Origin of the sequence: Acinetobacter sp. ANC 3832, assembly GCF_002135415.1 — a bacterium.
Lineage (GTDB): Bacteria > Pseudomonadota > Gammaproteobacteria > Pseudomonadales > Moraxellaceae > Acinetobacter.
The window spans coordinates 168,582-193,165 of the sequence record NZ_NEGJ01000008.1 but is presented as its reverse complement, the minus strand read 5'-3'; the positions used below and the strand labels follow the sequence as shown (position 1 = coordinate 193,165).

General features: G+C 37.4%; 25 protein-coding genes and 1 other RNA gene. 17 read left to right on the top strand and 9 right to left on the bottom strand.

Annotated features, from left to right (window positions below; all coding sequences use genetic code 11):
* Positions 1–108: 108 nt before the first annotated feature.
* From B9T35_RS12465 to glnL, 3 genes are all read right to left on the bottom strand, one after another.
* The gene (locus B9T35_RS12465) at positions 109–735 is read right to left on the bottom strand and encodes a hypothetical protein (RefSeq protein ID WP_416202442.1); all 627 of its coding nucleotides are present in this window, start codon (positions 733–735) and stop codon (positions 109–111) included.
* 68 nt (positions 736–803) lie between these two features.
* Positions 804–2,291 (bottom strand): nitrogen regulation protein NR(I), encoded by a 1,488-nt coding sequence (gene glnG / locus B9T35_RS12460; RefSeq protein WP_086191428.1) that lies wholly within the window; start codon positions 2,289–2,291, stop codon positions 804–806.
* Positions 2,281–3,387, bottom strand: coding sequence for a nitrogen regulation protein NR(II) (gene glnL, locus B9T35_RS12455; protein ID WP_086191427.1), 1,107 nt, complete (start codon positions 3,385–3,387; stop codon positions 2,281–2,283). The genes glnG and glnL overlap by 11 nt, the downstream gene beginning before the upstream one ends.
* Positions 3,388–3,759: 372 nt before the next feature.
* On the opposite strand from glnL, the gene rimO reads away from it, so the two are divergent.
* The 12 genes from rimO (at position 3,760) to lpxA (ending at position 16,205) form a co-directional block, all read left to right on the top strand.
* Complete coding sequence (gene rimO, locus B9T35_RS12450; protein ID WP_086191426.1) at positions 3,760–5,103, top strand: 30S ribosomal protein S12 methylthiotransferase RimO; 1,344 nt, start codon at positions 3,760–3,762, stop codon at positions 5,101–5,103.
* A gap of 77 nt (positions 5,104–5,180) precedes the next feature.
* Positions 5,181–5,909, top strand: a complete 729-nt coding sequence (gene pyrH, locus B9T35_RS12445) for a UMP kinase (protein WP_086191425.1) — start codon at positions 5,181–5,183, stop codon at positions 5,907–5,909.
* A 74-nt stretch (positions 5,910–5,983) separates the two neighbouring features.
* Complete coding sequence (gene frr, locus B9T35_RS12440; RefSeq protein ID WP_086191424.1) at positions 5,984–6,538, top strand: ribosome recycling factor; 555 nt, start codon at positions 5,984–5,986, stop codon at positions 6,536–6,538.
* Between the two features lie 8 nt (positions 6,539–6,546).
* Entirely contained in the window at positions 6,547–7,299 is a 753-nt protein-coding gene (uppS, locus tag B9T35_RS12435; protein WP_086191423.1) for a polyprenyl diphosphate synthase, read from the top strand.
* A complete protein-coding gene (locus tag B9T35_RS12430) occupies positions 7,299–8,123 on the top strand; it encodes a phosphatidate cytidylyltransferase (protein ID WP_086191422.1) in 825 nt (274 codons plus the stop codon). Before uppS ends, B9T35_RS12430 begins: the two co-directional genes overlap by 1 nt.
* Positions 8,124–9,320, top strand: a complete 1,197-nt coding sequence (gene ispC / locus B9T35_RS12425) for a 1-deoxy-D-xylulose-5-phosphate reductoisomerase (protein ID WP_086191421.1) — start codon at positions 8,124–8,126, stop codon at positions 9,318–9,320. It abuts the gene before it with no gap.
* A gap of 4 nt (positions 9,321–9,324) precedes the next feature.
* Entirely contained in the window at positions 9,325–10,680 is a 1,356-nt protein-coding gene (rseP, locus tag B9T35_RS12420; RefSeq protein WP_086191420.1) for an RIP metalloprotease RseP, read from the top strand.
* 45 nt (positions 10,681–10,725) lie between these two features.
* Positions 10,726–13,245 carry an outer membrane protein assembly factor BamA gene (gene bamA / locus B9T35_RS12415; RefSeq protein WP_086191419.1) on the top strand — a complete coding sequence of 840 codons (2,520 nt, stop codon included), beginning with the start codon at positions 10,726–10,728 and terminating at the stop codon, positions 13,243–13,245.
* Between the two features lie 127 nt (positions 13,246–13,372).
* Positions 13,373–13,858 carry an OmpH family outer membrane protein gene (locus B9T35_RS12410; RefSeq protein WP_086191418.1) on the top strand — a complete coding sequence of 162 codons (486 nt, stop codon included), beginning with the start codon at positions 13,373–13,375 and terminating at the stop codon, positions 13,856–13,858.
* A gap of 3 nt (positions 13,859–13,861) precedes the next feature.
* Positions 13,862–14,932, top strand: a complete 1,071-nt coding sequence (gene lpxD, locus B9T35_RS12405; RefSeq protein ID WP_086191417.1) for a UDP-3-O-(3-hydroxymyristoyl)glucosamine N-acyltransferase — start codon at positions 13,862–13,864, stop codon at positions 14,930–14,932.
* 2 nt (positions 14,933–14,934) lie between these two features.
* Positions 14,935–15,420, top strand: a complete 486-nt coding sequence (gene fabZ, locus B9T35_RS12400) for a 3-hydroxyacyl-ACP dehydratase FabZ (protein ID WP_086191416.1) — start codon at positions 14,935–14,937, stop codon at positions 15,418–15,420.
* Positions 15,417–16,205 carry an acyl-ACP--UDP-N-acetylglucosamine O-acyltransferase gene (gene lpxA, locus B9T35_RS12395; protein ID WP_086191415.1) on the top strand — a complete coding sequence of 263 codons (789 nt, stop codon included), beginning with the start codon at positions 15,417–15,419 and terminating at the stop codon, positions 16,203–16,205. The genes fabZ and lpxA overlap by 4 nt, the downstream gene beginning before the upstream one ends.
* Before the next feature lie 82 nt (positions 16,206–16,287).
* Here lpxA and B9T35_RS12390 read toward each other — a convergent pair whose 3' ends face one another.
* Positions 16,288–17,118 (bottom strand): YbgF trimerization domain-containing protein, encoded by an 831-nt coding sequence (locus tag B9T35_RS12390; RefSeq protein WP_228147142.1) that lies wholly within the window; start codon positions 17,116–17,118, stop codon positions 16,288–16,290.
* A 327-nt stretch (positions 17,119–17,445) separates the two neighbouring features.
* Between B9T35_RS12390 and ffs the strand changes: the two genes are divergently transcribed.
* An RNA gene (ffs, locus tag B9T35_RS12385) (signal recognition particle sRNA small type) lies at positions 17,446–17,542 on the top strand.
* A gap of 36 nt (positions 17,543–17,578) precedes the next feature.
* On the opposite strand, the gene B9T35_RS12380 is transcribed toward ffs, so the two are convergent.
* The 4 genes from B9T35_RS12380 to B9T35_RS12365 form a co-directional block, all read right to left on the bottom strand.
* A complete protein-coding gene (locus tag B9T35_RS12380; protein ID WP_086191413.1) occupies positions 17,579–18,214 on the bottom strand; it encodes a regulatory protein RecX in 636 nt (211 codons plus the stop codon).
* 519 nt (positions 18,215–18,733) lie between these two features.
* The gene (recA, locus tag B9T35_RS12375) at positions 18,734–19,777 is read right to left on the bottom strand and encodes a recombinase RecA (RefSeq protein ID WP_086191412.1); all 1,044 of its coding nucleotides are present in this window, start codon (positions 19,775–19,777) and stop codon (positions 18,734–18,736) included.
* Positions 19,778–19,931: 154 nt separating this feature from the next.
* The gene (locus B9T35_RS12370; RefSeq protein WP_086191411.1) at positions 19,932–20,378 is read right to left on the bottom strand and encodes an RNA-binding S4 domain-containing protein; all 447 of its coding nucleotides are present in this window, start codon (positions 20,376–20,378) and stop codon (positions 19,932–19,934) included.
* Complete coding sequence (locus B9T35_RS12365; RefSeq protein ID WP_086191410.1) at positions 20,362–21,060, bottom strand: HAD-IA family hydrolase; 699 nt, start codon at positions 21,058–21,060, stop codon at positions 20,362–20,364. The genes B9T35_RS12370 and B9T35_RS12365 overlap by 17 nt, the downstream gene beginning before the upstream one ends.
* A 17-nt stretch (positions 21,061–21,077) precedes the next feature.
* On the opposite strand from B9T35_RS12365, the gene B9T35_RS12360 reads away from it, so the two are divergent.
* Together B9T35_RS12360 and B9T35_RS12355 are read left to right on the top strand one after the other, a co-directional pair.
* Positions 21,078–21,929, top strand: a complete 852-nt coding sequence (locus B9T35_RS12360) for a 3'(2'),5'-bisphosphate nucleotidase CysQ family protein (protein WP_086191409.1) — start codon at positions 21,078–21,080, stop codon at positions 21,927–21,929.
* A gap of 64 nt (positions 21,930–21,993) precedes the next feature.
* The gene (locus tag B9T35_RS12355) at positions 21,994–22,731 is read left to right on the top strand and encodes a histidine phosphatase family protein (RefSeq protein WP_086191408.1); all 738 of its coding nucleotides are present in this window, start codon (positions 21,994–21,996) and stop codon (positions 22,729–22,731) included.
* 116 nt (positions 22,732–22,847) lie between these two features.
* Here the strand turns inward: B9T35_RS12355 and rpsT are convergent, their stop codons facing one another.
* Positions 22,848–23,114 carry a 30S ribosomal protein S20 gene (rpsT, locus tag B9T35_RS12350; RefSeq protein WP_086191407.1) on the bottom strand — a complete coding sequence of 89 codons (267 nt, stop codon included), beginning with the start codon at positions 23,112–23,114 and terminating at the stop codon, positions 22,848–22,850.
* Positions 23,115–23,329: 215 nt separating this feature from the next.
* On the opposite strand from rpsT, the gene B9T35_RS12345 reads away from it, so the two are divergent.
* Positions 23,330–23,995, top strand: a complete 666-nt coding sequence (locus tag B9T35_RS12345) for an NAD(P)H-binding protein (RefSeq protein ID WP_086191406.1) — start codon at positions 23,330–23,332, stop codon at positions 23,993–23,995.
* A 12-nt stretch (positions 23,996–24,007) separates the two neighbouring features.
* Positions 24,008–24,529, top strand: coding sequence for a ribonuclease E activity regulator RraA (rraA, locus tag B9T35_RS12340; protein ID WP_086191405.1), 522 nt, complete (start codon positions 24,008–24,010; stop codon positions 24,527–24,529).
* The last annotated feature ends 55 nt before the right edge of the window (positions 24,530–24,584 follow it).

The following is a 24,584-nucleotide window of genomic DNA, read 5'->3' as shown; positions in this document are numbered from 1 at the left end:
CAAGGATAATATACAAGATATATAAATAGCCTAAGTAATTTCTTACTATTCATTTGAATAGAAGGCTACTTTAAGTAAGACATTCTTTAAAATTAAACGATATCGCTTTTATTTTTTCGGCAATAATAAAACAGGATCTTCAATGCTATAACCCATTTCAAATGGAATACCCAAATATTTGACCACTACAATTTTAATATTTTGTTTTGGAATGATGTAATTTTGACTGATTTGTAAGGTTTGATTATAAGAAATTGCTTTTTGTAGTGAACTACTTTGGTGAGATGTTACGACTTGGTATAAAAATGTATATTGAGGAATTTTTTCTTGAGGATCATAACTTGAAAGCACATGTTGAATTGTTTTTTTAATAATCTGAATTTTTGCAGTTTTCGTATTGGGTACAGTCAAAGGTGTGAGTCTTTTCTTAATTTTATTTAAATCCTTTTCAAACTGTATACCATTTTGATCATAATCAATTTTTTGGGTTTTTGGATTGATATACAGTGATTTGACTTCAATGGATTTTTCAGGATGTTTGTTATTTTTAAATTGATAATAATACAGTTGTGGTAAACGACCTCGACCATCTTCATAGTGGCGTAATAAGTATAATTTTTGTTCATTCGCTTCATAGCCTAAAATTTCAATGTTTTGTGGGCCACCAACAGTTGCATAACTATATATAGGTAAAGCACTCAATAAAGAAAAAGCGAATAATCTGAATATTTTAATCATTTCTGTTCTATTCTATGGTTTGATAGATCAGCTATGAATAACAGATTATTCGCTAGAAACAATACTTATTCGGTGACTGGAATTTTTTCTTCCTCTTCGTCATCCTCAACGGTATCCATGCCGAGCTCTTTCAGCTTACGCGTAAGTGTATTACGCCCCCAACCGAGTAATTCGGCAGCATGACGTTTACGACCACGTGTTTGTTGGAGGGCAGCATTGATTAATGTCCGTTCAAACATGGGTGTGGCAATGTCTAAAATTTTCATTTCACCATTTTTAAGCTTTTGAATGACCCATTGCCCTAATAACTCATCCCAGTGATGCAGTGAGATGCGATCAAATCCTGAGTTGTTTGGGTTATTTTCATCTGATTTTTGAATCGGAAGTTGTTTTAATTCTGAGGGTAGGTCTTCAGGATAAACTTCACGACCTGTGATCATGACTGTTAACCAACGACATGTATTTTCCAATTGACGGACGTTACCTTGCCATGGCAATTGTTTCATATATTCCTGAGTTTCAGCACGGAGTATTTTAGGGCTAACGCCAAGCTCTTTGCCTGCACGTGCTAAAAAGTGCTGAGCAAGCATCGGAATATCCTCAGAACGATTTGCAAGTTTTGGAATGTGAATGCGAATGACATTTAAACGATGATATAAATCTTCACGGAAACGAGCATCTTGTACTAATTTTTCTAGATCTTGGTGAGTTGCAGCCACAATACGTACATCGACGCGAACAGGGATGTGTCCACCAACGCGATAAAATTCACCATCCGCTAAAACGCGTAATAAGCGTGTTTGCGTTTCAAAGGGCATATCACCAATTTCATCTAAAAATAGGGTGCCACCATTGGCTTGTTCAAAGCGACCTTGGCGTTGTGTATTTGCCCCTGTAAAAGCACCTTTTTCATGGCCGAAAAGTTCTGTTTCAATCAGGTCTTTAGGAATTGCCGCCATATTTAATGCAATAAATGGTTTGCTACCGCGTGGTGAATGGCGATGCAAAGCATGTGCAACCAATTCTTTTCCTGTACCAGATTCGCCATTAATTAAAACAGTAATATGCGATTGAGATAAACGACCAATTGCACGGAATACTTCCTGCATTGCAGGAGATTCGCCAATGATTTCTGTCGATTGAATCGGAAGTACAGATTTAGAAGATTCTTGTTGCTGTAATTTATTGATGTGCAAAATGGCACGATTGACTAAGGCTAAAGCTTCATCAATATCAAAAGGTTTAGGTAGATATTCAAAAGCACCTGTTTGATAGCTTGATACTGCAGATTCTAAATCGGAATGTGCAGTCATGATAATCACGGGAAGATCAGGATAATTTGCTTTTACTTTTCCTAGAAATGTTAACCCATCAATTCCAGGCATGCGAATGTCAGTTAAAATAACATCGGGAGCATTGGTCGGAAGCTGATCTAAAGCGGATTGCGCTTCTTCAAAACTGGTAACATCAAAGCCTTCTTCTTTGAAGGTTTTTTCCAAGACCCAACGCATTGCGCGATCATCATCTATGACCCAGATTTTATTATGCGACATGGTTAGACTCCCAAGGTAAATATAAGCTAAATATTGTTTTTCCAGGAATAGATTGACATTCAATCATTCCGTTATGTTGATGCATGATATTTTGTGCGATGCTTAAGCCCAGACCCGTACCATGAGCACGACTTGTCACCAGTGGATAAAATACAGATTCTAAGATTTCTTCTGGAATACCTGGCCCATTGTCTTCAATGTCAACTCGAACAGCAGAACGGTTTAATACACCATTAATAGTGACAAGACGTTGAATTCGGGTGCGGAAAATCAGTTCAGGTTGATGGTCTACAAAAAAAGCTTTATTTTCAGTCATCGCTTGTACAGCATTGACGCTCACGTTGAGCATGACTTGAATGAGTTGATCACGATCTGCCTTGATTTCAGGTAGAGACAAATCATAATCTCGAATAATTTTAATTTTCTTTTTGGTTTGATTAATGACAAGCGAACGAACACGTTCAAGAGGTTCATGAATATTTACAAATTCATAGCTCGGTAATTGTCTTGAACCTAGCATGGTATCTGCTAAATTTCTTAAACGATCAACTTCACTAATAATAATGTCAGTAAATTCTGCATATTGTGGATCATTTAGACTTCGTGCAAGAAGTTGAGTTGCGCCACGAATTCCTCCAAGCGGATTTTTAATTTCATGTGCAACGCCACGAATCAGTTGACGGGTTACTTGGTGTTGTTGAATTAAATTTTCTTCTTTAGATATTTTTAACATTCGATCGATAGGGTTGAGCTCGATCATTAATAAGGGGTGATAAGGTTTGCCTGTATTTAGTTGTGAAATACTATAGTCCACATGTTTGTCTTTAAAATTGACGTTAATTGTCGCTTCACGACGTGTATATGCTTGTCCATTTTTTAAGGTGTTAAGTAAAGCTTCATGTGTATTAAATTGATCATTGGGTGCATGTAGAATATTCATAACAGGCTGACCAGATGCACGAAGTAAACTAATGTCGAATAATGTTTCGCAAGAAGAGTTGAGATAAAAAATATTTAAGTTGCTATCTACCAATAAAATTGCTGTGGTTAAGTTATCCACTAAAAGTCGGTAATCAATTGTAGGGTGTTGATCCATTAGCCCAGAATTCCTGTATTAAAATAGCGCAATGATATCTGCACCTCTTTTCATATATGCCCATTGTGGGGAGAATCGTGATGAAACTGTCCTAGCAATGTTCTGATATAAAGCAAAATGCACGCCAACTCATCACTTCTGCACATATTTATGATGCTAATTTATAAAATGTGCAGAAATTGATCTTTTCAAGTCGATGTGAAATCTCCTTGCATTTACAATACAATAAAAATGTTCCAAATTGGTGCGATAATAATATTTAGTAAAAATATTGGTTGTATTTTGGTGCGTTATGCAAAGAGTGCTGTTTTCAACTATTTTTATATTTAGAAAAGTCATACAATACGCGGAATATAGTGGAGTGCAGATTCAATGAAGTCCCCCAAAGTCGGTTTTGTATCTTTAGGTTGTCCTAAGGCATTGGTAGATTCCGAACGAATTTTAACTCAGTTGAAGACTGAAGGTTATGATGTTGCATCTGATTATGAAGGTGCAGATTTAGTTGTTGTAAATACCTGTGGTTTTATTGAATCTGCAGTACAAGAGTCTTTAGACGCCATTGGCGAAGCCATCAGTGCGAACGGTCGTGTGATTGTGACAGGCTGTTTGGGCAAAGATGAAGATAAAATTCGTCAAATGCATCCAAGTGTTTTAAAAGTAACAGGTGCAGCGGCGTATCAAGATGTGATGGAAGCAGTACATGAATATGTTCCTGCGCCACCAAAACACAATCCTTTTATTGACCTTGTTCCAGAACAGGGTATTCGTTTGACTCCGAAACATTATGCGTACTTAAAAATATCAGAAGGCTGTAACCATCGTTGCACATTCTGTATTATTCCAAGTATGCGCGGTGACTTAGTTTCACGTCCTGTAGGCTCAGTGTTGACCGAAGCTCAAGCATTGAAAAATGCAGGTGTTAAAGAAGTCTTGGTGATTTCACAAGATACTTCAGCATATGGCTTAGACACCAAATACAAACTTGATTTTTGGAATGGTCAGCCTGTTAAAACTAAGTTTTACGATATGTGCGAAGCACTAGGTCAATTGGGAATTTGGGTGCGTTTGCACTATGTCTATCCATATCCACATGTGGATGCAGTAATTGATCTAATGGCACAAGGTAAAATTCTGCCATATTTAGATATTCCTTTTCAGCATGCCAGTCCGCGCATCTTAAAGTTGATGAAGCGACCAGCTCATAGTGAAAATACACTTGAACGCGTAAAATTATGGCGTGAAAAATGCCCAGATTTAGTGATTCGATCTACATTTGTTGTTGGTTTCCCTGGTGAAACTGAAGAAGACTTTGTGATGTTGTTAGATTGGTTGAAAGAAGCACAGCTTGATCGAGTGGGATGCTTTACTTACTCACCAGTCGAAGGTGCGACAGCAAACGATTTACCAGACCACGTCCCTGAAGAAATTAAACAAGAACGTTATGAACGTTTTATGGAAGTTCAGCAAGAAATTTCTGCAGCAAAATTGCAAAAACGTATTGGTCAAACCATGACAGTGCTTGTTGATGGTTTTGAAGATGAATTTCCTGTTGCAGTTGCACGCTCTTATGCGGATGCACCTGAAATTGATGGTAACGTTTTTGTAGAAGATATTGATAAGTCATTGCTCAAGTCAGGTGATCTACTTGAAGTGGAAATCACAGATGCTGATGAATATGACTTATATGCTAAATTGATTCGTATTAAATCGGTATAAGTCGTCAATATTAATACGCATTTAATTTTAAGCCTGTAGTTATACAAATAAAATTATAGAGATTGGAGTTTTGGACGATGTTAGATTCTAAAAAGCCGCGTTATGAACGCATTTTGTTGAAACTTTCTGGTGAGGCGCTTGCTGGAAATAAAGATATGGGTATTGATGCGCAAGTGCTTGATCAAATGTCTTTATCTATTGCGCATTTGGTTGGTTTAGGCGTACAGGTAGGTATCGTGGTTGGTGGTGGTAATTTATACCGTGGTAGCCAATTGCAAAAAGATGGTTTGGTTGGTCGTGTAACAGGCGATCAAATGGGTATGTTGGCAACGGTTATGAATGGTTTGGCATTACGTGATGCATTGGTGCGTCGTAATATTAAAACTCGTTTAATGTCAGCTTTACCAATTGGTACTGTAGTTGAATCCTATTCAAGCCGTGATGCAATTCGTCATCTTTCACAAGGTGAGGTTTGCGTATTTGTTGCAGGTACAGGTAATCCATTTTTTACTACAGATACAGCAGCATGTCTACGTGGTATTGAAATTGAATCGAATTTGATTTTAAAAGCAACTAAAGTTGATGGCGTCTATAACAAAGACCCAAGTAAATATGATGATGCTGTAAAATATGATCATTTAACTTTTGATCAAGTTTTAGATGAGAAGCTCGGTGTGATGGATTTAACAGCAATCTGTTTGTGCCGTGATCACAATGTGCCATTACAAGTATTCGATATGAATAAATCGGGTGCGTTACTTTCTGTGGTTATGGGTGAAAAAGAAGGAACTCACGTTACAAACTAATGTACGTGAGCCTGAAAGCTCTCTATACTACTGCCATTTTAGTTATACACCTTTGAATAAGTAAGGAAGATCAAATGATTAACGATCTTAAGAAAGACAGTGAAGACCGTATGCAAAAAAGCCTTGAGTCTTTGGAACAAGGTTTTGCTAAAGTTCGTACAGGCCGTGCGCATCCATCTATTTTAAATGGTGTGATGGTTCCTTACTATGGTTCAGATGTACCATTAAACCAAGTAGCGAATGTTGGTGTTGAAGACTCACGTACATTGGTTGTGCAACCATTTGAACGTACAATGGTTTCTACAATTGATAAAGCAATTCGTGAAGCGGGTTTAGGCTTAAACCCAATTACATCTGACTCAATTCGTGTGCCAATGCCTGCATTAACAGAAGAAACACGTCGTGACATGCAAAAAGTTGCACGTAATGAAGCTGAAAATGCAAAAGTTGCAATTCGTAATATTCGTCGTGATGTTTTAGGTGATCTTAAAACATTGCTTAAAGATAAAGATATTTCTGAAGATGATGAACGCCGTGCATCAGATGATATTCAAAAAATCACAGATAAAAACGTTGCAGAAGTTGATCGCCGTCTTGCTGCAAAAGAAGCTGAATTGATGAAGGTCTAAGATTTACAATGACTTCATCTGAAGAGTATCTTCTTCCTCAACATGTTGCCATTATCATGGATGGCAACAATCGTTTTGCAAAAAAGAAACAGCTAGCAAAAGGTGATGGACATCGAGAAGGGAAAAGTATACTTGACCCTATCGTTGAACATTGCAGAACAGTCGGAATTCAGGCGTTAACTGTATTTGCGTTTTCAAGTGAAAACTGGAATCGCCCACAGTACGAAGTTGATTTGTTGATGAAATTGTTGGAAGAAACAATTCGTGAGCAAATTCCTCGAATGGAACGTTTTGAAATTTCATTACGTTTTATTGGAGATCGTGAGCGTCTTTCGATTGAGCTACAAGATTTAATGTTGCATGCTGAACAAAGGACTGCTAAGTTCAGTAATATGACTTTGACCATTGCGGTAAGTTATGGTGGTATGTGGGATATTGCACAAACTGCCAAACAACTTGCGCAACAGGTGAAAGATCAAAGGCTTGATGTGAATCAAATTGATGTAGATTTATTTGGAAAGCAGGTCAGCTTAGGTGATTTGCCTCCTGTGGATCTATTAATACGTACGGGTGGGGATTATCGTTTGTCCAATTTTTTACTTTGGCAAACGGCATATGCTGAATTGTACTTTACCCAAACGTTGTGGCCTGAATTTACCATTCAAGAACTCGACCATGCTTTTAATGTATTTTCTGGTCGTGAGCGACGCTTTGGTAAAACTTCAGAGCAAATTCAACAAGAGAATACAGAGAACGAATAATGTTAGAGCGGATAATTACCGCATTGGTTTTAGTTGCGGTTGTACTAAGCTGTATGTTTGCTACAACTTCGCAATACCCAATGCTTGTGTTAATGATTATCGCAGCTGGGGCAGCGGGTTATGAGTGGTTTAAACTCATGCCGCATGATTCCGCTCATGTAAGTAAAGTTAAGGCTACTGGCTTTGGCTTACTCACTGCCTTACTTTCAGGTTTAGCACTTTATTTTAGTGATTTAGCACTTTTACTTTGGAGTGCTTCAATTTTAACTTGGTTGTTTAGTATTTATTGGGTGAAATCCTTTCCAGAATATGATGGTTGGTATAATCCAGCTTTAAAAATTATTGGATTGGTACTCATTAGTGCTGCTGTAACTGCTATTTTTGTGGTGTGGAAAAGTTCACCATGGTGGTTGATGTATCTTTTTCTTCTGGTTTGGGGGGCAGATAGTGGTGCTTACTTTGTTGGGCGTAAATTGGGTAAGCGAAAACTTGCGCCCCATGTTAGTCCAAATAAATCAATAGAAGGCTTGGCAGGTGGGATATTCACTGTTGCGATTGTGATTATTGCTGTTCAGTCTATTTATTTAAATTTAACGTTTACACAACATATTCTGTTTCTAATTCTGTCTATTGTGACGGTATTCAGTTCGGTCTTGGGTGACTTGTTTGAATCAATGATCAAACGTCGCGCAGGAATTAAAGATTCGGGACGTATTCTACCAGGTCATGGTGGTGTATTAGACCGAATTGACTCTCTACTTGCTGCTGCTCCAATTTTTGCAGCGGGTATGTATGTATTAAAACTTTTTGGTGTAGATTTATAGATGTCACAATCTGTTTGTATATTAGGTGTTACGGGTTCTATTGGGCAAAGTACTTTAAAAATTTTAGAACAACATCCAGAGCAGTATTCAGTATATGCAGTTAGTGCATATAGTCGTATTCAAGAGCTGGGTGAAATATGCAAACAGTATCGACCAAAAGTAGTTGTTGTACCTGCTGCAAAAGTAGATGAATTACAACAACTTCTAAAAGCAAAGAAAATCAATAATATTGAAATTTTAGCTGATGAAGCGGGCTTAATCACTGTTGCTGAACATCCTGATGTTGATGTGGTGATGGCTGCCATTGTCGGTGCTGCAGGTTTGTTGCCGACTTTGGCAGCTGTAAAAGCAGGTAAACGAGTTCTATTGGCAAATAAAGAAGCATTAGTGATGTCGGGAGACATCATGATGCAAGCTGCTAAAGATCATCAAGCACTTTTACTTCCAGTTGACTCCGAACACAATGCTATTTTTCAGTGCTTGCCTCAAAACTATCTACAAATCCTTCGAAATGGTGAACCTCAACTCGGCGTTCAACAGATTTTGTTGACAGCATCGGGTGGTCCATTTCTCAATTTTGGTTTAGAACAATTAAAAACAGTCACACCTGCACAAGCATGTAAGCATCCGAATTGGTCGATGGGGCAAAAAATTTCGGTAGATTCTGCAACATTGATGAATAAAGGCTTAGAATTGATCGAAGCATGTCATTTATTTTCAATTAAAGAACATTTTGTTACAGTCGTCGTTCATCCACAAAGTATTATTCACTCTATGGTTCAGTATGTGGATGGTTCAACTTTGGCTCAAATGGGTAATCCTGATATGTGTACGCCAATTGCGCATGCTTTAGCATGGCCTGAGCGTATTCAAACTCATGTGCCTGCACTGGATTTATTTACACAATCACGTTTGGATTTCCAAGAACCTGATTTGGTGCGTTTTCCTGCATTAAAATTAGCACGTCAAGCCATGAAAATAGGTGGTTTGGCGCCCGCAATTTTAAATGCAGCAAATGAAATAGCCGTCGCTGCATTTTTAAAACAGCAAATCGCATTTTTAGATATTGCACAAGTGGTTGAACATACTTTAAATCACGTTCAAAATGGTGTTGCAGAATCGATTGATTCGATTTTACAGACCGATCAACTTGCACGCCAAGTTGCTTCACAGCGTATTACGCAATTGGAAAGTTGATCCTATGAATGTTCTTTATATCATTGTTGCAGCTATTTTTTTACTGGGTCCACTCATTGCGATTCATGAGTTTGGACATTATTGGGTTGCACGCAAACTTGGTGTTAAGGTTCTAGTGTATTCCATTGGATTTGGTCCAACATTATTAAAATGGACCTCTAAAAAATCTGGGATTCAATATCAACTTTCAGCATTGCCGCTGGGTGGTTATGTGAAAATGTTGGATGAGCGCGAAGGCAATGTTAGTGCTGAGGATTTACCTTATGCCTTTAACCGTCAAGCTGTCTGGAAGCGTTTTGCAATTGTTGCTGCGGGACCAATCATTAATCTAGTTTTTGCAATAGTGTTATTTTGGATTTTATTCCTTCCAGCACAAGAGCAACTAAATACACGTATTGGTAAAGTTTTACCGAATACGCCTGCGGCAACAGTACAAATGCAAGCGGGTGATAAAATTGTTGCGATTGATGGTACTGAAACCAAAACTTGGGAAAAATTGAATTATGCTTTGGTTGATCGAGTGGGTGAAACTGGACAAATTCAAGTCCAAGTTGATCGCAATGGTCAGTTGAAGACATTCGAGCTCCCGATCCAAGCCTTTCTAAAGGATCAAAGTCAGTCTGTGTTTGATGTATTGGGCTTTGTACCTTACCGCCCTGAAATTCAAGCAGTCGTTTATAAACTCAGTCCTGATGGTGCAGCCGTACGTCAAGGAGTGAAAGAAGGCGATAAAATTATTGCAATTAACAACGTTCAAATGAAAGACTGGTTTGATGTTGTTGATATTGTGCATAAATCACCTGAGAAATTATTGGCTATTGATGTCTTACGCCAAGGTCAAATTGTCCATTTACAAGTGATGCCTCAAGGTAAGCGCGATAACATGGGGCAAGTAACTGGACTTTTAGGGGTTGAAGCGCAAAGTGCTAAAGTTTCGATTCCTGCTGAATATAAACAAACAATTCAATATAATCCTGCTGAAGCTTTTATTGTGGCTGTAGAGAAAACAGGTCAGCTTTCGGGTATGATTTTAAACTCTATGGTGAAAATGGTACGTGGTTTAATTGGCTTGGATAACTTGTCTGGTCCAATTACCATTGCAAAAGTTGCTGGGCAAAGTGCTGAAATGGGGTGGCAGACCTTTATTTCATTCATGGCGTTGATGAGTGTGAGCTTGGGAATTTTAAACTTGCTCCCTATTCCAATGTTGGATGGTGGGCATTTGGTTTATTACATTATTGAAGCAATTCGTGGTAAGCCTGTTTCTGAACAAATACAATTGGCTGGTTTAAAAATTGGTATGGTACTGCTGGGCAGTATGATGCTTCTTGCAATATTTAATGATTTTATGCGTTTATAAGACGTTATAGATGGAACACAATTAACTTACTGGAAAATAATAGGCATGCAGCACTCACATTTATTTATGCCATTGGCGCTCGTTAGTGCTATGGCAGCAGTACAACAAGTATATGCAGCAGACGAATTTATTGCGCGTGATATTCGTGTAGATGGTTTAGTTCGTTTGACACAAAGTAATGTGTTAACGATGTTGCCCATCAATAGTGGAAGTCGTGTGAATGATCCTGCTATTGCTGATGCAATACGTGCTTTGTATGCCTCTAATTTATTTGATGATATTAAAGCGTCAAAAGAAAATGATGTTTTGGTATTTACAGTTGTTGAACGACCAGTCATTTCAAAGATCAACTTAAAAGGGAATAAGCTTATTCCTAAAGAAGCACTTGAAGATGGTTTAAAGAAAATGGGCTTGGCTGAAGGTGAGGTTTTAAAGAAATCTTCTCTTCAGATTTTACAAAATGAATTGGAGCAACAATATGCTCAACAAGGTCGCTATGATGCGACTGTAAAAGTAGAAACAGTGGCACGGCCTAACAATCGTGTAGATCTAGATATCAACTTTAATGAGGGTAAAGCTGCTAAAGTTTTTGATATTAATATCATTGGAAATACTGTATTTAAAGAAGATGAAATTAAGCAAGTATTTGCAGTTAAAGAAAGTGGTTGGGCTTCCGTAGTTACACGTAATGACCGTTATGCACGTGAGAAGATGGCTGCGAGCTTAGAGTCTTTGCGTGCGCTATATTTAAATAAAGGCTATATTAATTTTGATATTAATAGTTCTAATTTAAATATTAGTGAAGATAAAAAAAATATATTTATTGAAGTTGCGGTACGTGAAGGTGAACAATTTAAATTTAGTCAAACTAAATTTTTAGGCGATGCACTGTATAAGCCAGAAGAGCTGAAAGCATTACAAATTTATAAAGACGGTGATACTTATTCACAAGAAAAAGTAAATGCTGTTAAACAGTTATTATTGCGTAAATATGGAAATGCAGGTTATTACTTTACAGAAGTAAATGTTGTACCTGAAATTAATAATGAAAACCAAACGGTTGGGTTAAATTATTATATTAATCCAGGTCAGCAAGTAACAGTGCGCCGCATTAATTTTTCAGGAAATACCAAAACAGCAGACGAAGTGTTACGTCGTGAAATGCGTCAGATGGAAGGTGCATTGGCGAGTAATGAAAAAATTGATTTATCTAAAGTGCGTTTAGAACGGACAGGTTTTTTTAGTAAAGTTGATGTAAAACCAGTACGTGTACCAAACTCACCAGATCAAGTCGATTTAAATATTGATGTTGAAGAACAACACTCAGGTACTAGTACCTTGGCTGTGGGTTATTCGCAAAATGGTGGTGTAACTTTTCAAGCAGGTTTAAGTCAAACCAACTTCTTGGGTACAGGTAATCGTGTTGCAATTGATTTGTCACGTTCAGAAACTCAAGATTATTATAATTTAAGTGTAACCGATCCTTATTTCACAATTGATGGAGTGAGTCGCGGTTATAATATGTATTACCGTAAAACCAAGCTAAACCAAGACTATAACGTTAATAACTATGTCACAGATAGTTTGGGTGGTGGTTTAAATTTTGGTTATCCAATTGATGAAAATCAGAACATCAGTGCGGGTATTAATATTGATAATACCAAAGTGACAACGGGACCTTATGTTTCTACTTATGTTCGTGATTATTTACTTGCGAATGGCGGTAAGCAAACTGGTTCTGAAAAATATTGCCCAGTGGATTTAGTGCCAATTACAGATGATAAAGGTAATATTACAGGCTATCAGCCTTGTTCAAAACCTGAAGTCGAATATGGAAATGCATTTGAAGGCGAATTTCTAACTTATAATTTAAGTTTAGGTTGGTCTTATAATACGCTAAATCGTCCAATTTTCCCAACTAGCGGGATGTCACATCGTCTGAATGCGGAAATCGCATTACCAGGCAGTGATGTGGAATATCAAAAATTAACCTTTGATACTCAAGCATTCCTTCCACTCGGTAAAGATTTTGTATTACGTGGATATGGTAAGTTGGGTTATGGTAATGACTTACCATTCTATAAAAACTTCTATGCGGGTGGTTATGGATCAGTTCGTGGTTATGATAATAGTACGCTTGGACCAAAATATCCAGGTGTAACCTATAATGAGCGTCATACTCAAGATTATGACCCAGAAGAAGTGGGTGGTAATGCATTGATCCAATTTGGTACTGAACTTGCGTTACCTGTACCATTTAAAGGGGATTGGGCGCGTCAAATTCGACCTGTAATTTTTGCTGAAGGTGCGCAGGTTTTTGATACCCAATGTAACATTGCAAAAGGCGATTTATATTTAAATGGATCTACTACAGCGGTTGATGCTCAAAAGTATTGTCAAGATAATAACGAATTCGATGTTGGTAATTTACGTTATAGCGTAGGTGTTGGATTCACATGGATTACGATGATTGGTCCATTATCATTGAGCTATGCATTCCCATTGAATGATAAACCTGGTGATGAAACGAAGAATATTCAATTCGAAATTGGTCGTACTTTCTAAGCATGACTTTAATAGACATCTTACGTATAGTTTTTATTTCCCTATTTTAGGGAAATAGAAACCATAGGAGCATTCATGCAAGGTGTCTCATAATTTTATGTATTAACAGTGTCTATAAGGAAATAATATGAAAAAAATCTCTTATGCTTTATTGGGTTTAAGCTTGGGTTTGACAGGTTTAACACATGCAGCAGGTTATGGTGTAGTTGATATTGAAAAAGTTGTTGAAAGTAGTACATATTTAAAACAACAAAATGCGAGTTTAGAGCAATCAATTAAGCCGCAAACAACAAAACTTGAACAAATCACCAAAGAAATTGAAGCATTGAAGCAAAAAGCGCAAGCTCAGGGTGCAAATGTTCAGCAAATTAATGCACAATACCAAGCTAAAGTGAATGAGTTTCAAACCATTCAACAAGGCGTTCAAACCAAAGTTCAATCCACTATTCAAAGTACAAATACTGCTTTTGAAACACGTGTAAAGCAAGCGGCTGAACAATTGCGCCAAGAAAACAGTTTAGATTTGGTTTTGAATAAAAATTCAGCAATTGCATTTGACTCTAAATATGATTTAACTGCTAAAATGATTCAAAAGGTTAATGCTATTAAGTAATCAATGAATTCGACTCAATTTTGTCTCGATGAATTAGCTCAACTTGTTCAAGGTGAGCTAATTGGTCAATCTAAGCTTGTATTAAGTGGTCTTGCGAGCTTAGACCAAGCTCAGCCTCATCAAATATCTTTCGTCAATGGCGATAAATATTTAAAAGAGGCACAAGCATCTAAAGCGGGTGCTTTGATTGTTACATCCGCATTAAAAGATCAGCTTGATCATCATCAAAATTTTATTGTTGTTCAAAATCCCTATCTTGCTTTTGCTATTTTAACGCATACTTTTGAAAAGAAAGTGGTCAAACGTGGTATTGAAAGCACAGCGCAAATCGACTTTTCAGCCATAATTTCTGATGATGCTTATATTGGGCATTATGTAGTGATTGGTGAAAATTGTGTCGTGGGTGCAAATACAATTATTCAGTCGCATGTCAAAATAGACAATGATATCGAAATTGGAAAAGATTGCTTTATTGATTCACATGTCACTTTAACTGGTGAGACCAAAATAGCAGATCGTGTGAGAATTTATGCCAATACTGTGATTGGTGGTGAAGGTTTTGGTTTTGCACCTTATCAAGGAAAATGGAATCGAATTGCTCAATTAGGTTCTGTGAAAATTGCCGATGATGTGCGTATTGGCTCTAATTGTAGTATCGATCGTGGTGCACTGGACGATACAATACTGGAAGAAGGTGTCATTATTGATAACCTTGTGCAAATCGCGCATAACGTTCGCATTGGAGCGAATACAGCGATTGCGGCTAAATGTGGCATTGCAGGAAGCACCACGATTGGCAAAAACTGTGTGCTAGCAGGGGCAGTTGGTATTGTTGGGCATATTAATATTGCCGATAATGTGACTGTTACGGGAATGTCAATGATCTCAAAAAGTATTTCTGAAGCAGGATCTTATTCTGGGGGTACTGGACAATTTGAAACAAATCAATGGAAACGAACGGTTGTACGCTTACGACAATTAGCAGATGTGCCATTGACCAAATTAGTGAAACAGCTTGATCATATGCAGGCTCGAATTGAGTCTCTTGAATCAACTTTAAAGTCGCGTAAATAATTATGACCGAGTCTACAGCTTTACCTTTTGCAGTTCCTGAACTTCCTATGCAAACACAAACGATTCGTGAGTATTTGCCACATCGTTATCCATTTTTACTTGTTGACCGTGTGACTGAAGTCACTGAAAATGCAATTGTAGGGTATAAAAACGTTTCAATTAATGAAGAGTTTATGCAGGGGCATTTTCCAGGCTATCCAATTATGCCGGGTGTGCTGATTGTTGAAGCTATGGCGCAGGTTTCGGGTGTGCTTGGTTTTATTATGAACAATGAAAAGCCACGACCGGGTTCTTTGTTCTTATTTGCTGGTGCGGAAAAGATACGTTTTAAAAAACAAGTCGTACCCGGTGATCAACTCGTGTTAAAATCCGAGTTGCTTATGCAAAAACGTGGCATTTACAAATATTTATGTACTGCTAGTGTAGACGGCATGGTGGCAGCAACCGCTGAAATTATCATCTCTCATCAGAAACTAGAGCAGGCATGAGTAATAAAGATCTAATTCACCCAACCGCAATTATTGATTCATCAGCAGTGATTGCACCAGATGTAGAAATTGGTCCGTATTCAATTATTGGAGCAAATGTTACGATTGGTGCAGGTACCAAACTTCATTCACATGTTGTTGTTGGTGGCTTTACACGAATTGGCGAACACAATGAAATATTTCAGTTCGCAAGCGTGGGTGAAATTTGTCAAGATTTGAAATATCAAGGCGAGGAAACTTGGCTTGAAATTGGTGATCACAATAAAATTCGTGAACATTGCAGTTTACATCGTGGAACTATCCAAGATAAAGCATTGACGAAAGTGGGCAGTCACAATCTACTGATGGTGAATACTCATATCGCACACGATTGTGTCATTGGTGACAACAATATTTTTGCGAATAATGTCGGTATTGCGGGTCATGTACATATTGGTGATTTTGTCATTGTGGGTGGAAACTCGGGTATTCATCAATTTTGCAAAATTGACTCTTATAGCATGATTGGCGGTGCATCTTTAATTCTTAAAGATGTTCCAGCCTATGTGATGGTGTCTGGTAATCCTGCTCATGCATTCGGCATGAATGTTGAGGGGATGCGTCGTAAAGGTTGGTCGAAGAATGTTATCCAAGGCTTAAGAGAGGCGTTCAAGCTAATCTATAAGGCGAATTTAACGACTGAGCAGGCGATGACTAAAATTCGTGAAGATATTTTGCCAGAAGTTGCGGAAGTGCAACTTCTGATTGATTCGGTAGAACAGTCGAAACGCGGTATTGTACGTTAATCAATTAAACTATTAAAAAAAGACATCTTAAGATGTCTTTTTTTTGACTCAGCTTTATGAATGTTTGTGCTATTAATTGAGCTTATGGTTTTTTGAAAAAGCCTGCTTCTTCAGATTGAGGGTAGGTAGAAAGTAATTTATTTTTATATACATTTGCTGTGGCGACATTCTTATTCACATCTTTAGCAATGCTATACAGTTGATATAAAGCTCGAGGGGCTTTTGTGGAATTTGGAAATTTAGATGCAACAATTTCATAATTCTTTTTGGCTTCATTATAGTTAGGTGGATCAATCGCGAGATTGAATTCTGCTAACCAAAAGTAAGCGTTGCCTGTATATAAACCATTAGGGTTATTTTTTATAAAATTTTGCATAGGGGTGATGGCTTGTTTCGCACCACCTTTTTTATATGCATCTAAAGCAATGGTATAGGCTGCTTTTTCTAATTCCTGTGGATCACTGGTATTTGTTCCAGAAACGGTGTTATTTGTGTCTTTGCTTGCTGTCGATGTACTCGTTGGATTGTTTGGCGTTGCTGGTTGATTATCAGCAGGCTTCGCTTCTGAATGACTTTCATCCGTTGGTGCATTTTCAGGATCTAATTTTTGATTTAAAAGTTCTAAACGCTGATCTAAATCTGTATAGCGATTGGTGAGTTCTTTATTTAGCTGATCAATAGAATGGTCTTGCTCTTCAATTTTCCCACGTAATTCACGAATCTGACTTTCTAATTGTTGATTTTTTTGGATCAAATCCCAATTCATATTACCTGCAATTGGGCTAGACGATGAATTAAGCGCAGGGCTTGTTGAATTTGAATCACTTAAACCTCTGGATTCAATGGGAATCGCATAAAGAGAAGCTGAACTGAGTAATGCAATAGAAAAAAGAGCATGCTTCTTTAGCATAATTATATATCCATCTCGTAAACATATTTCGAACCCAGTCTATTCTTTAAATAAAGATACAAAGTTTCGAAAAAATAATCATATTGCGTCATTTAAAACGGCTCAACCATGAATTGCAAGTGCCTTTTACAATCTTCTAGCATTTCTACGTAAATCATGGAGATATAAAGTATCTTTGGAAGAGCAGAGCGGATATTTTCATGAAAGGCTGAGAAATATTCTATTTTTGGCGATAGAATAATCAAATGAATGAATAACTTGCTTAAAACACAAATTCAATGTTGCAAGATAAAAAAAAGTCTCTATACTCTGTTCTTGCAATGGTAGCCCTGCTGGTGGCTTCGCAATTGTACTCTGAAAACCCCGCCAGGACCGGAAGGTAGCAACGGTATCGGAAATATGATGTGCCGAAGTTTTGCTAGTGGGGCTGCCACCATAATTATTATAAGCAGCTCCTTTTAAATCAATCGAAATCCTCTTGTTGTTTCATAATTGCTTTCATAATCGCATCCATTTCAAACCCTCTATATTGCAAAAATCGAATTTGTTTGGCTTTGATTCTAGGGTCTTTACTTACTTCTGTTCCATATTTTTTAACTTTAAGTTGATATGCTTCTTCATACCAATCTACTTCTTTCATATCATCTTGAACCAGCGCTTTATCAATCTTTTTTGCATTTAATGCAAGTTTAATTCGATTGGGACCTTTTCCTTTTCGCATTTGGCTACGTACAATCATTTCAGCAACACGTTGATCACTTTGATAGTTTTCTCGCGCAAGTTCATCTACTAACTGAATCACTTCATCTTGATGCTCAGCATAGAGCGCTAGTTTTTTAATTAAGTCAGCTTTTGAGTATTCTTTACGAGTCAATACCGCAAAGGCATAAGAACGCAAACGAGAGCCTGTAAGACCTGGGCGCTGAGTTTTTTGCTCACTTGCTTGATCATTGAAAAGGCTGTCAGATTCAAGTAATGTCTTTTCATGAATTAGATTTTCATCTTGAATAATCTGTGATGTAACAATCGGTTTCTCATCACCAAATTGTTGCTTGAGTGCTTCATAATTAAGCATTTTAGGGAATTTTGAATTATCCATGAATCTATCTTCTACAACAAAAATAACGAATTGGGGCAGGGACTAGTTTAGCGATATTAATGTGTCTTGGACACTTTAATTAAATATCTTGAAAAGACGATTCGTTGTTTTAAAATAAGTATTTAATAGACCTCTTACATAAGTCAGTTTTTAATCAATATTTTTTCATAATGGATGTTTCCTCTCTTTTTTAAGGAGAGGGTTAGGGAGAGGATTATCTTTAAGATTCATCCTAACCTTATCCCCAGGGGGGAAGGAACATTAAATCTTAATCAAATATCATTTTTACTTATAAAATTTTGTTCATTTCTTGATTTTCGTAAGACGTCTAATGACTAATAACCTTAATTTTATTGATGATGCGACGAGGTGTATTGTTTGATCTATGAGTGAAGTTATGTATTTTGAATAAGAGACTTTATTGGTTGTTTTTATCATAACTGATTTTTTTCACCTTGATCTTAATCTAATAAAAAACGCCTCGAGAGGCGTTTAATCATTTGAAATAATAGATATCAATTAAGCATCTAAAAACTCAGGCTCAGCTTCGTCTTTCTCTTCAATAGGCTTGGTTATAGGGGTTAATAGCTTTTCACGAATTAAACGATCAAGTTCTTGGGCAATTTCAGGATTCTCTTCTAAATGACGAATCACATTGTTTTTACCTTGCCCAATTTTATTGCCTTGATATGAATACCAAGCACCTGCCTTATTTACCAATTCTTGTGCAACAGCAAGATCAACCAATTCACCCAGTTGATTTACGCCTTTGCCATATAAAATTTGGAACAATGCTTCTCTAAATGGAGGAGCCATTTTGTTCTTCACTACTTTTACGCGAGTTTCAGAACCAACGATTTCATCGCCTTCTTTAACTTGACCAATACGGCGAATATCTAGACGTACTGAAGCGTAGAATTTAAGTGCGTTACCACCAGTAGTTGTTTCAGGGCTACCAAACATTACACCAATTTTCATACGAATTTGGTTAATGAAAACAACCATACAATTTGAACGTTTAGCATTACCTGTAATTTTACGTAATGCTTGGCTCATCAAACGCGCTTGTAAGCCCATGTGAGAGTCGCCCATTTCACCTTCAATTTCGGCTTTAGGTGTTAATGCAGCCACGGAATCGACAACGATCATATCGACTGCACCAGAGCGGACCAGCATATCTGCAATTTCGAGTGCTTGTTCACCATTATCTGGTTGCGAAACGAGTAAGTTGTCTAAATCGACCCCTAGTTTTCGTGCATATTGCGGGTCTAAAGCATGCTCGGCATCAATAAATGCACAAGTTCCACCTGCTTTTTGACATTGTGCAATTGCTTGCAACGTCATTGTGGTTTTACCAGAAGATTCAGGACCGTAAATTTCAACAATACGTCCTTTAGGTAAACCACCAATACCGAGTGCAATATCAAGCGTTAATGAACCTGTAGATACAGCTTCAACGGCTAAAACAGTATTGTCACCTAAACGCATCACTGTGTTTTTACCAAATTGTTTTTCAATTTGGCTAAGTGCGGCATTTAACGCTTTGCTTTTGTTATCATCCATCTCGTAAACCTCAAAACGATGTAATATCACTAATAACTGAAGTGGATGTCTTTAATTCAATCTTTGTCCACGGCAGTTATAGTGACAGAAAAAATATTTCTGATCTATGCTTATTTAAACTGGTACGACATGAATTGTCGCGCCAACTTTTAGCTTAACGATCATCGTCAATATATGACCATTGTTGATCAAACTGTTGCCCACTTTCTTGTTTAAACTTGCTGATATCGCGACGATCTTTTTTACTGGGACGATGCTCTGGTCGGGCAAGATTATGCAATTTTCTTTGCGTGGAAATCAACTCTCGCTGAGTCACACTCTGTTCGGTTTCTTCATAAAGTTGCTGTGCTGCAGGTGCGCCACCACGAATAAAAGAGAGTGCCTTAATACGCACTGTTTTTTGATCAAAACCCTGTCGGATTGTCAATTCCATGCCTACACGTATCTCTCTGGATACTTTGACTCGTTCACCATTTTGATGGACTTTACCTCCCTCAATGGCATCTTTGGCGATGGAGCGAGTTTTAAAAAAACGTGCAGCCCAAAGCCATTTATCGATACGCATTGATTCAACAGGTTGTTGCTCATGCTGTTTTGACATCGCGTTCCTTTCTTTGAATTGTATCCAGATACGTTAAAAGCTCAGTTAAATCCTGAATAGCAGGGTATTCCAGTTCTAATGCGCTGCGAGCTGCTCTACCACTCGATGGTTGTACAATCGTCACTAAGTGTTGAATACCAAACTGTTCAGCACCTTTCAATACAGGTGCAGTATCATCCACCATGACAGCAGATGCGGGGTCAAACGGGTGCTTTTGTTGTAGAATTTCCCAAAACTCTACAAACTCCTTAGAGTATCCAATTTCTTCACTACTAATCATGAGTTCAAAATAAGGGCTTAAATCCACATTTTCAAGTTTTAACTGTAAGCCTGCTTGATCTGCATTGGTCAGCAACCAACAACGATAACCGAGCTCTTTTAGTGTTGTTAGTAATTCAAAGCAACCTAAACGTGGTGCAATTTTTTCTTGGAAGTCATATTGAAGTTGTAATACATCGACACCAACTTTAGACGTCCAATATTTAGAAGAATACCAAGATAGTGTATGCTTATGTTCTTGATAGAAAGCCCCTAATATTGCGTGGCTTTGTTCGAGTGAACATTGATGTGTCTCTGCATGACGTTCAGGAAGTTTAAAGTTCCAGATTAAATCATCAAAAGCGAGATCGAGTAGGGTACCGTCCATGTCAAACATGAGAATCGGTGTAGTTAATTTATGCATAAAAGAAGGTTACATTCATGTTTATAACAACTCAAGCTCCACAAGATCAGCAAATTTTAAAACTGGTACCTATCATGGCGCAAGCGAGTCAGATTTTGTTAGAAGAATACCAAAATTATTGCGCGGGTAGTGAGTTTAATATTGATGAAAAGGATGATCACTCTCCTGTGACTCAAGCCGATTTAAGGGTTAATCAGTTTTTATTACAGGCATTGGCTGAAATAACACCTGATATTCCAGTGCTTTCAGAAGAAAGTGATTATTCAAAACGTCATGAATGGAGGACGTGTTGGATGTTAGATCCTTTAGATGGAACAAAAGAATTTATTCATGAACGGGATGAATTCACCATTAATCTAAGCTTGATTCAAAATCATCAAACCATTTTTTCTGTGATTGCTGTACCGACTGAGCAAGTGATGTATATCGGCTATTTAACTGAATTACCTTATAAATATTCATTTAGTCAGAAAACGTGGGAACGATATAATAAATTTAAAGATGCTGAAGCTGATGCCATTCAAATTGGTCTGAGTCATAGTAGTAAAAATCCAAAATATCAACAATATATCGATTTTATTGAACAGGAAATTCCTATTATTCGTCGTGAAGCAGGTAGTGCTTATAAGTTTTGTATGATGTTAGAAGGTGAAATTGATATTTATCCAAGATTTCATCCAACATCTGAATGGGATACAAGTTCGGGGCAAGGGTTATTAGAAAGCATTGGTGGTGGTTTAGTGAGTTTAAATGCTGTGCCATTTACTTATAATCAGCGAGATACTGTACTCAATGATGGATTTATCGCATTTAGAGATAAAGATAACCAAAAAATTGCTTTAGATGCGCTATCAAACGTGACTTTGTAAGATTGAGCATTTTTTTTGACATGCTATAGTGTGGAAAATAAATTAAAAATGAAACTGAGTTTGTATGGCGCTTGAGTTATTGCCGAAGAGTATGTTGAAAGCAATTGATTTATTGCCAGATACGAATGTTCCTGTGACTTTATTTACACGTCATTCAATACGTGAAATTGTTGATGGTCAGGGTTTGGCAGGCTATGACTTGCAATTAACATCACAAGGTCGTGATTTAGCCCAATCTTGGGGATCTTATCTGATTCATCATACAGATCGGATGATTCAACATTGCATTTCAAGTCCAATTCAGCGTTGTGTAGATACGGCAGCTTTGATGATTCAGGGTGCTGATGCAATTTCTATCGATAATAATACGCACCATATAGAGATAGTGGAGCAAGGATTATTGGTAGAGCCAGGAAGTTTTGTGCTTGATATTAAACAAGCAGCACCTTACTTTCGTAAACAAGGTGCTTTGGGCTTTATTAACAGTTTTGTGAATAATGCATTGCCGGGAATGAAACATCCAATCACGGGCGTTGTTGATGTCTTGGAGTTGATTTATAACACTCATCCACAACATAAAAATGCTTTAAGCCTAGCAGTCAGTCATGACACTATTCTTGCTGCGATTATTGCAGTCATTTCAGGGCGAAATCATATTCAACAAGCAGACTGGCCAGAAATGATGGAAGGTTTATTTGTATGGTTTGAAGGAGAGAGCTTCATTGAGAGTTCATTGAAGTGGATTTGGCGAGGTGAAGTCAGTCAACTTTCGATTAGGGAGTTTCAGCTTTTAGAAAAATAATGATTGATATCATGTTAGATGCATAAAATAAGTCTTATACAGGCCTTTTTTATATATTGATGATAAAGCATAGACACAAAAAAAGCCCTAATTAGGGCTTTTTTCACATGCATAAATTAGTTAGCTAAAGCTTTAACTTGTGCATTTAAACGGCTCTTATGACGAGCAGCTTTGTTCTTATGGATGATGCCTTTATCAGCCATACGGTCAATAACTGGTACAGTAGTTTTGTACGCTTCTGTAGCAGCAGCATAATCACCAGTAGCAATAGCAGCTAGTGTACGTTTAAGATAAGTACGAACCATAGAACGTAAGCTTGCGTTGTGTTTGCGTGCTTTAACGTTTTGACGAGCACGTTTTTTAGCTTGAGCAGAGTTTGCCACTCGTGCACTCCTTGAAATAGATTGGTCTGGGCGGGCTGAAATTGCAACTGAAATCCAACATCAGAAGAATTATCACCAGCCCGTAAACAAGTGCCATATTGTGATTAACTAAAGCACCAAAGTCAAGTCTTGACATGCTTTGACAACATTTTAGATGCAGATAAATTGAAAAGAAAACGTTAAATTATATGAAACCAAACAGGATTGATTGAAAAATGACTAGGTCGATAGAGAATGCGGTTGTGATTGGTGCGACAGGACTGGTGGGGCGTGAGCTAGTAAAACAATTGAATTTAAATTTAGCCTGTAAGGCAATAACAGTAATTGTACGCCGTGAAGATCAAGAGTTTAAAAAACACTCAAAAATAAAACAGTTTATTCTAGATGATTTTCTATTACTGAATGATGAAGATGTAAATGGCTTTAGTCATGCGTTTAGTTGTTTAGGAACAACCATTAAAAAAGCAGGTTCTAAAGAGCGATTTTATAATATTGATTATGAAATTAATGCTCATTTTGCAGATTTATTCGAAATGACTGAAACACATTATTTATTGGTAAGTGCAATGGGGGCTGATGCTTCATCAAGAATTTTTTATAGTAAGGTGAAAGGTGAGTTAGAACACTATATTCAAGGTCTGGATTTAAAATACATTTCAATTATCCGTCCATCATTATTATTGGGGGATCGTCAGGAAAAAAGAACATTAGAAAGCGCAACACAAAAGCTCTATCAAAAATTTTCACATCTTGTGCCCGATACGTTTAAATATAAACCTGTAAGCGCGGAACAAGTGGCTCAGACTATGGTCGAGGCTGCACAAACACAGACCAACCCATTCGTAATTTATGATAATTTACAAATACAAAATTTCAAATAAGGGAGAGTAACCGTGTCAGTAGCATTTGTCACTTGTGATTTATTAGATGATTTTTCAGAAAATCAGCCAGAAAAAAATATTCAGACACTCATTCCATCGATGGATGGTCATTTTTTTAAAAGTTATGGTGCGCGTAAAAGTTTTGGTGGACAAATTGTGACCGTAAAGTGTCATGAAGATAATTCACGCGTAAAAGAATTACTGGCGACAGATGGCACAGGGAAAGTTTTGGTGGTAGATGGTGGAGCTTCCATGCGTTGTGCACTCATGGGCGATATGATTGCAGAATCTGCAGTTAAAAATCATTGGAATGGTGTGGTGATTTACGGTTGTGTACGTGATGTGGACGCAATTGCTGAATTGGACTTAGGTGTACATGCATTGGCTTCAATCCCGAAAAAAAGTAATCGTAAAGGCATAGGCGAAGTGGATGTACCCTTGTATTTTGGCAGTGTAACGTTTAATGCAGGTGAGTTTATCTATGCGGATAATAACGGCATTGTGGTTTCAAAAGAAAAATTAGTAGATTTATAACACCCATCTTTAAAACTGATTTTTAAATCAGTTAATAAAAGCTCAAGGATAACAA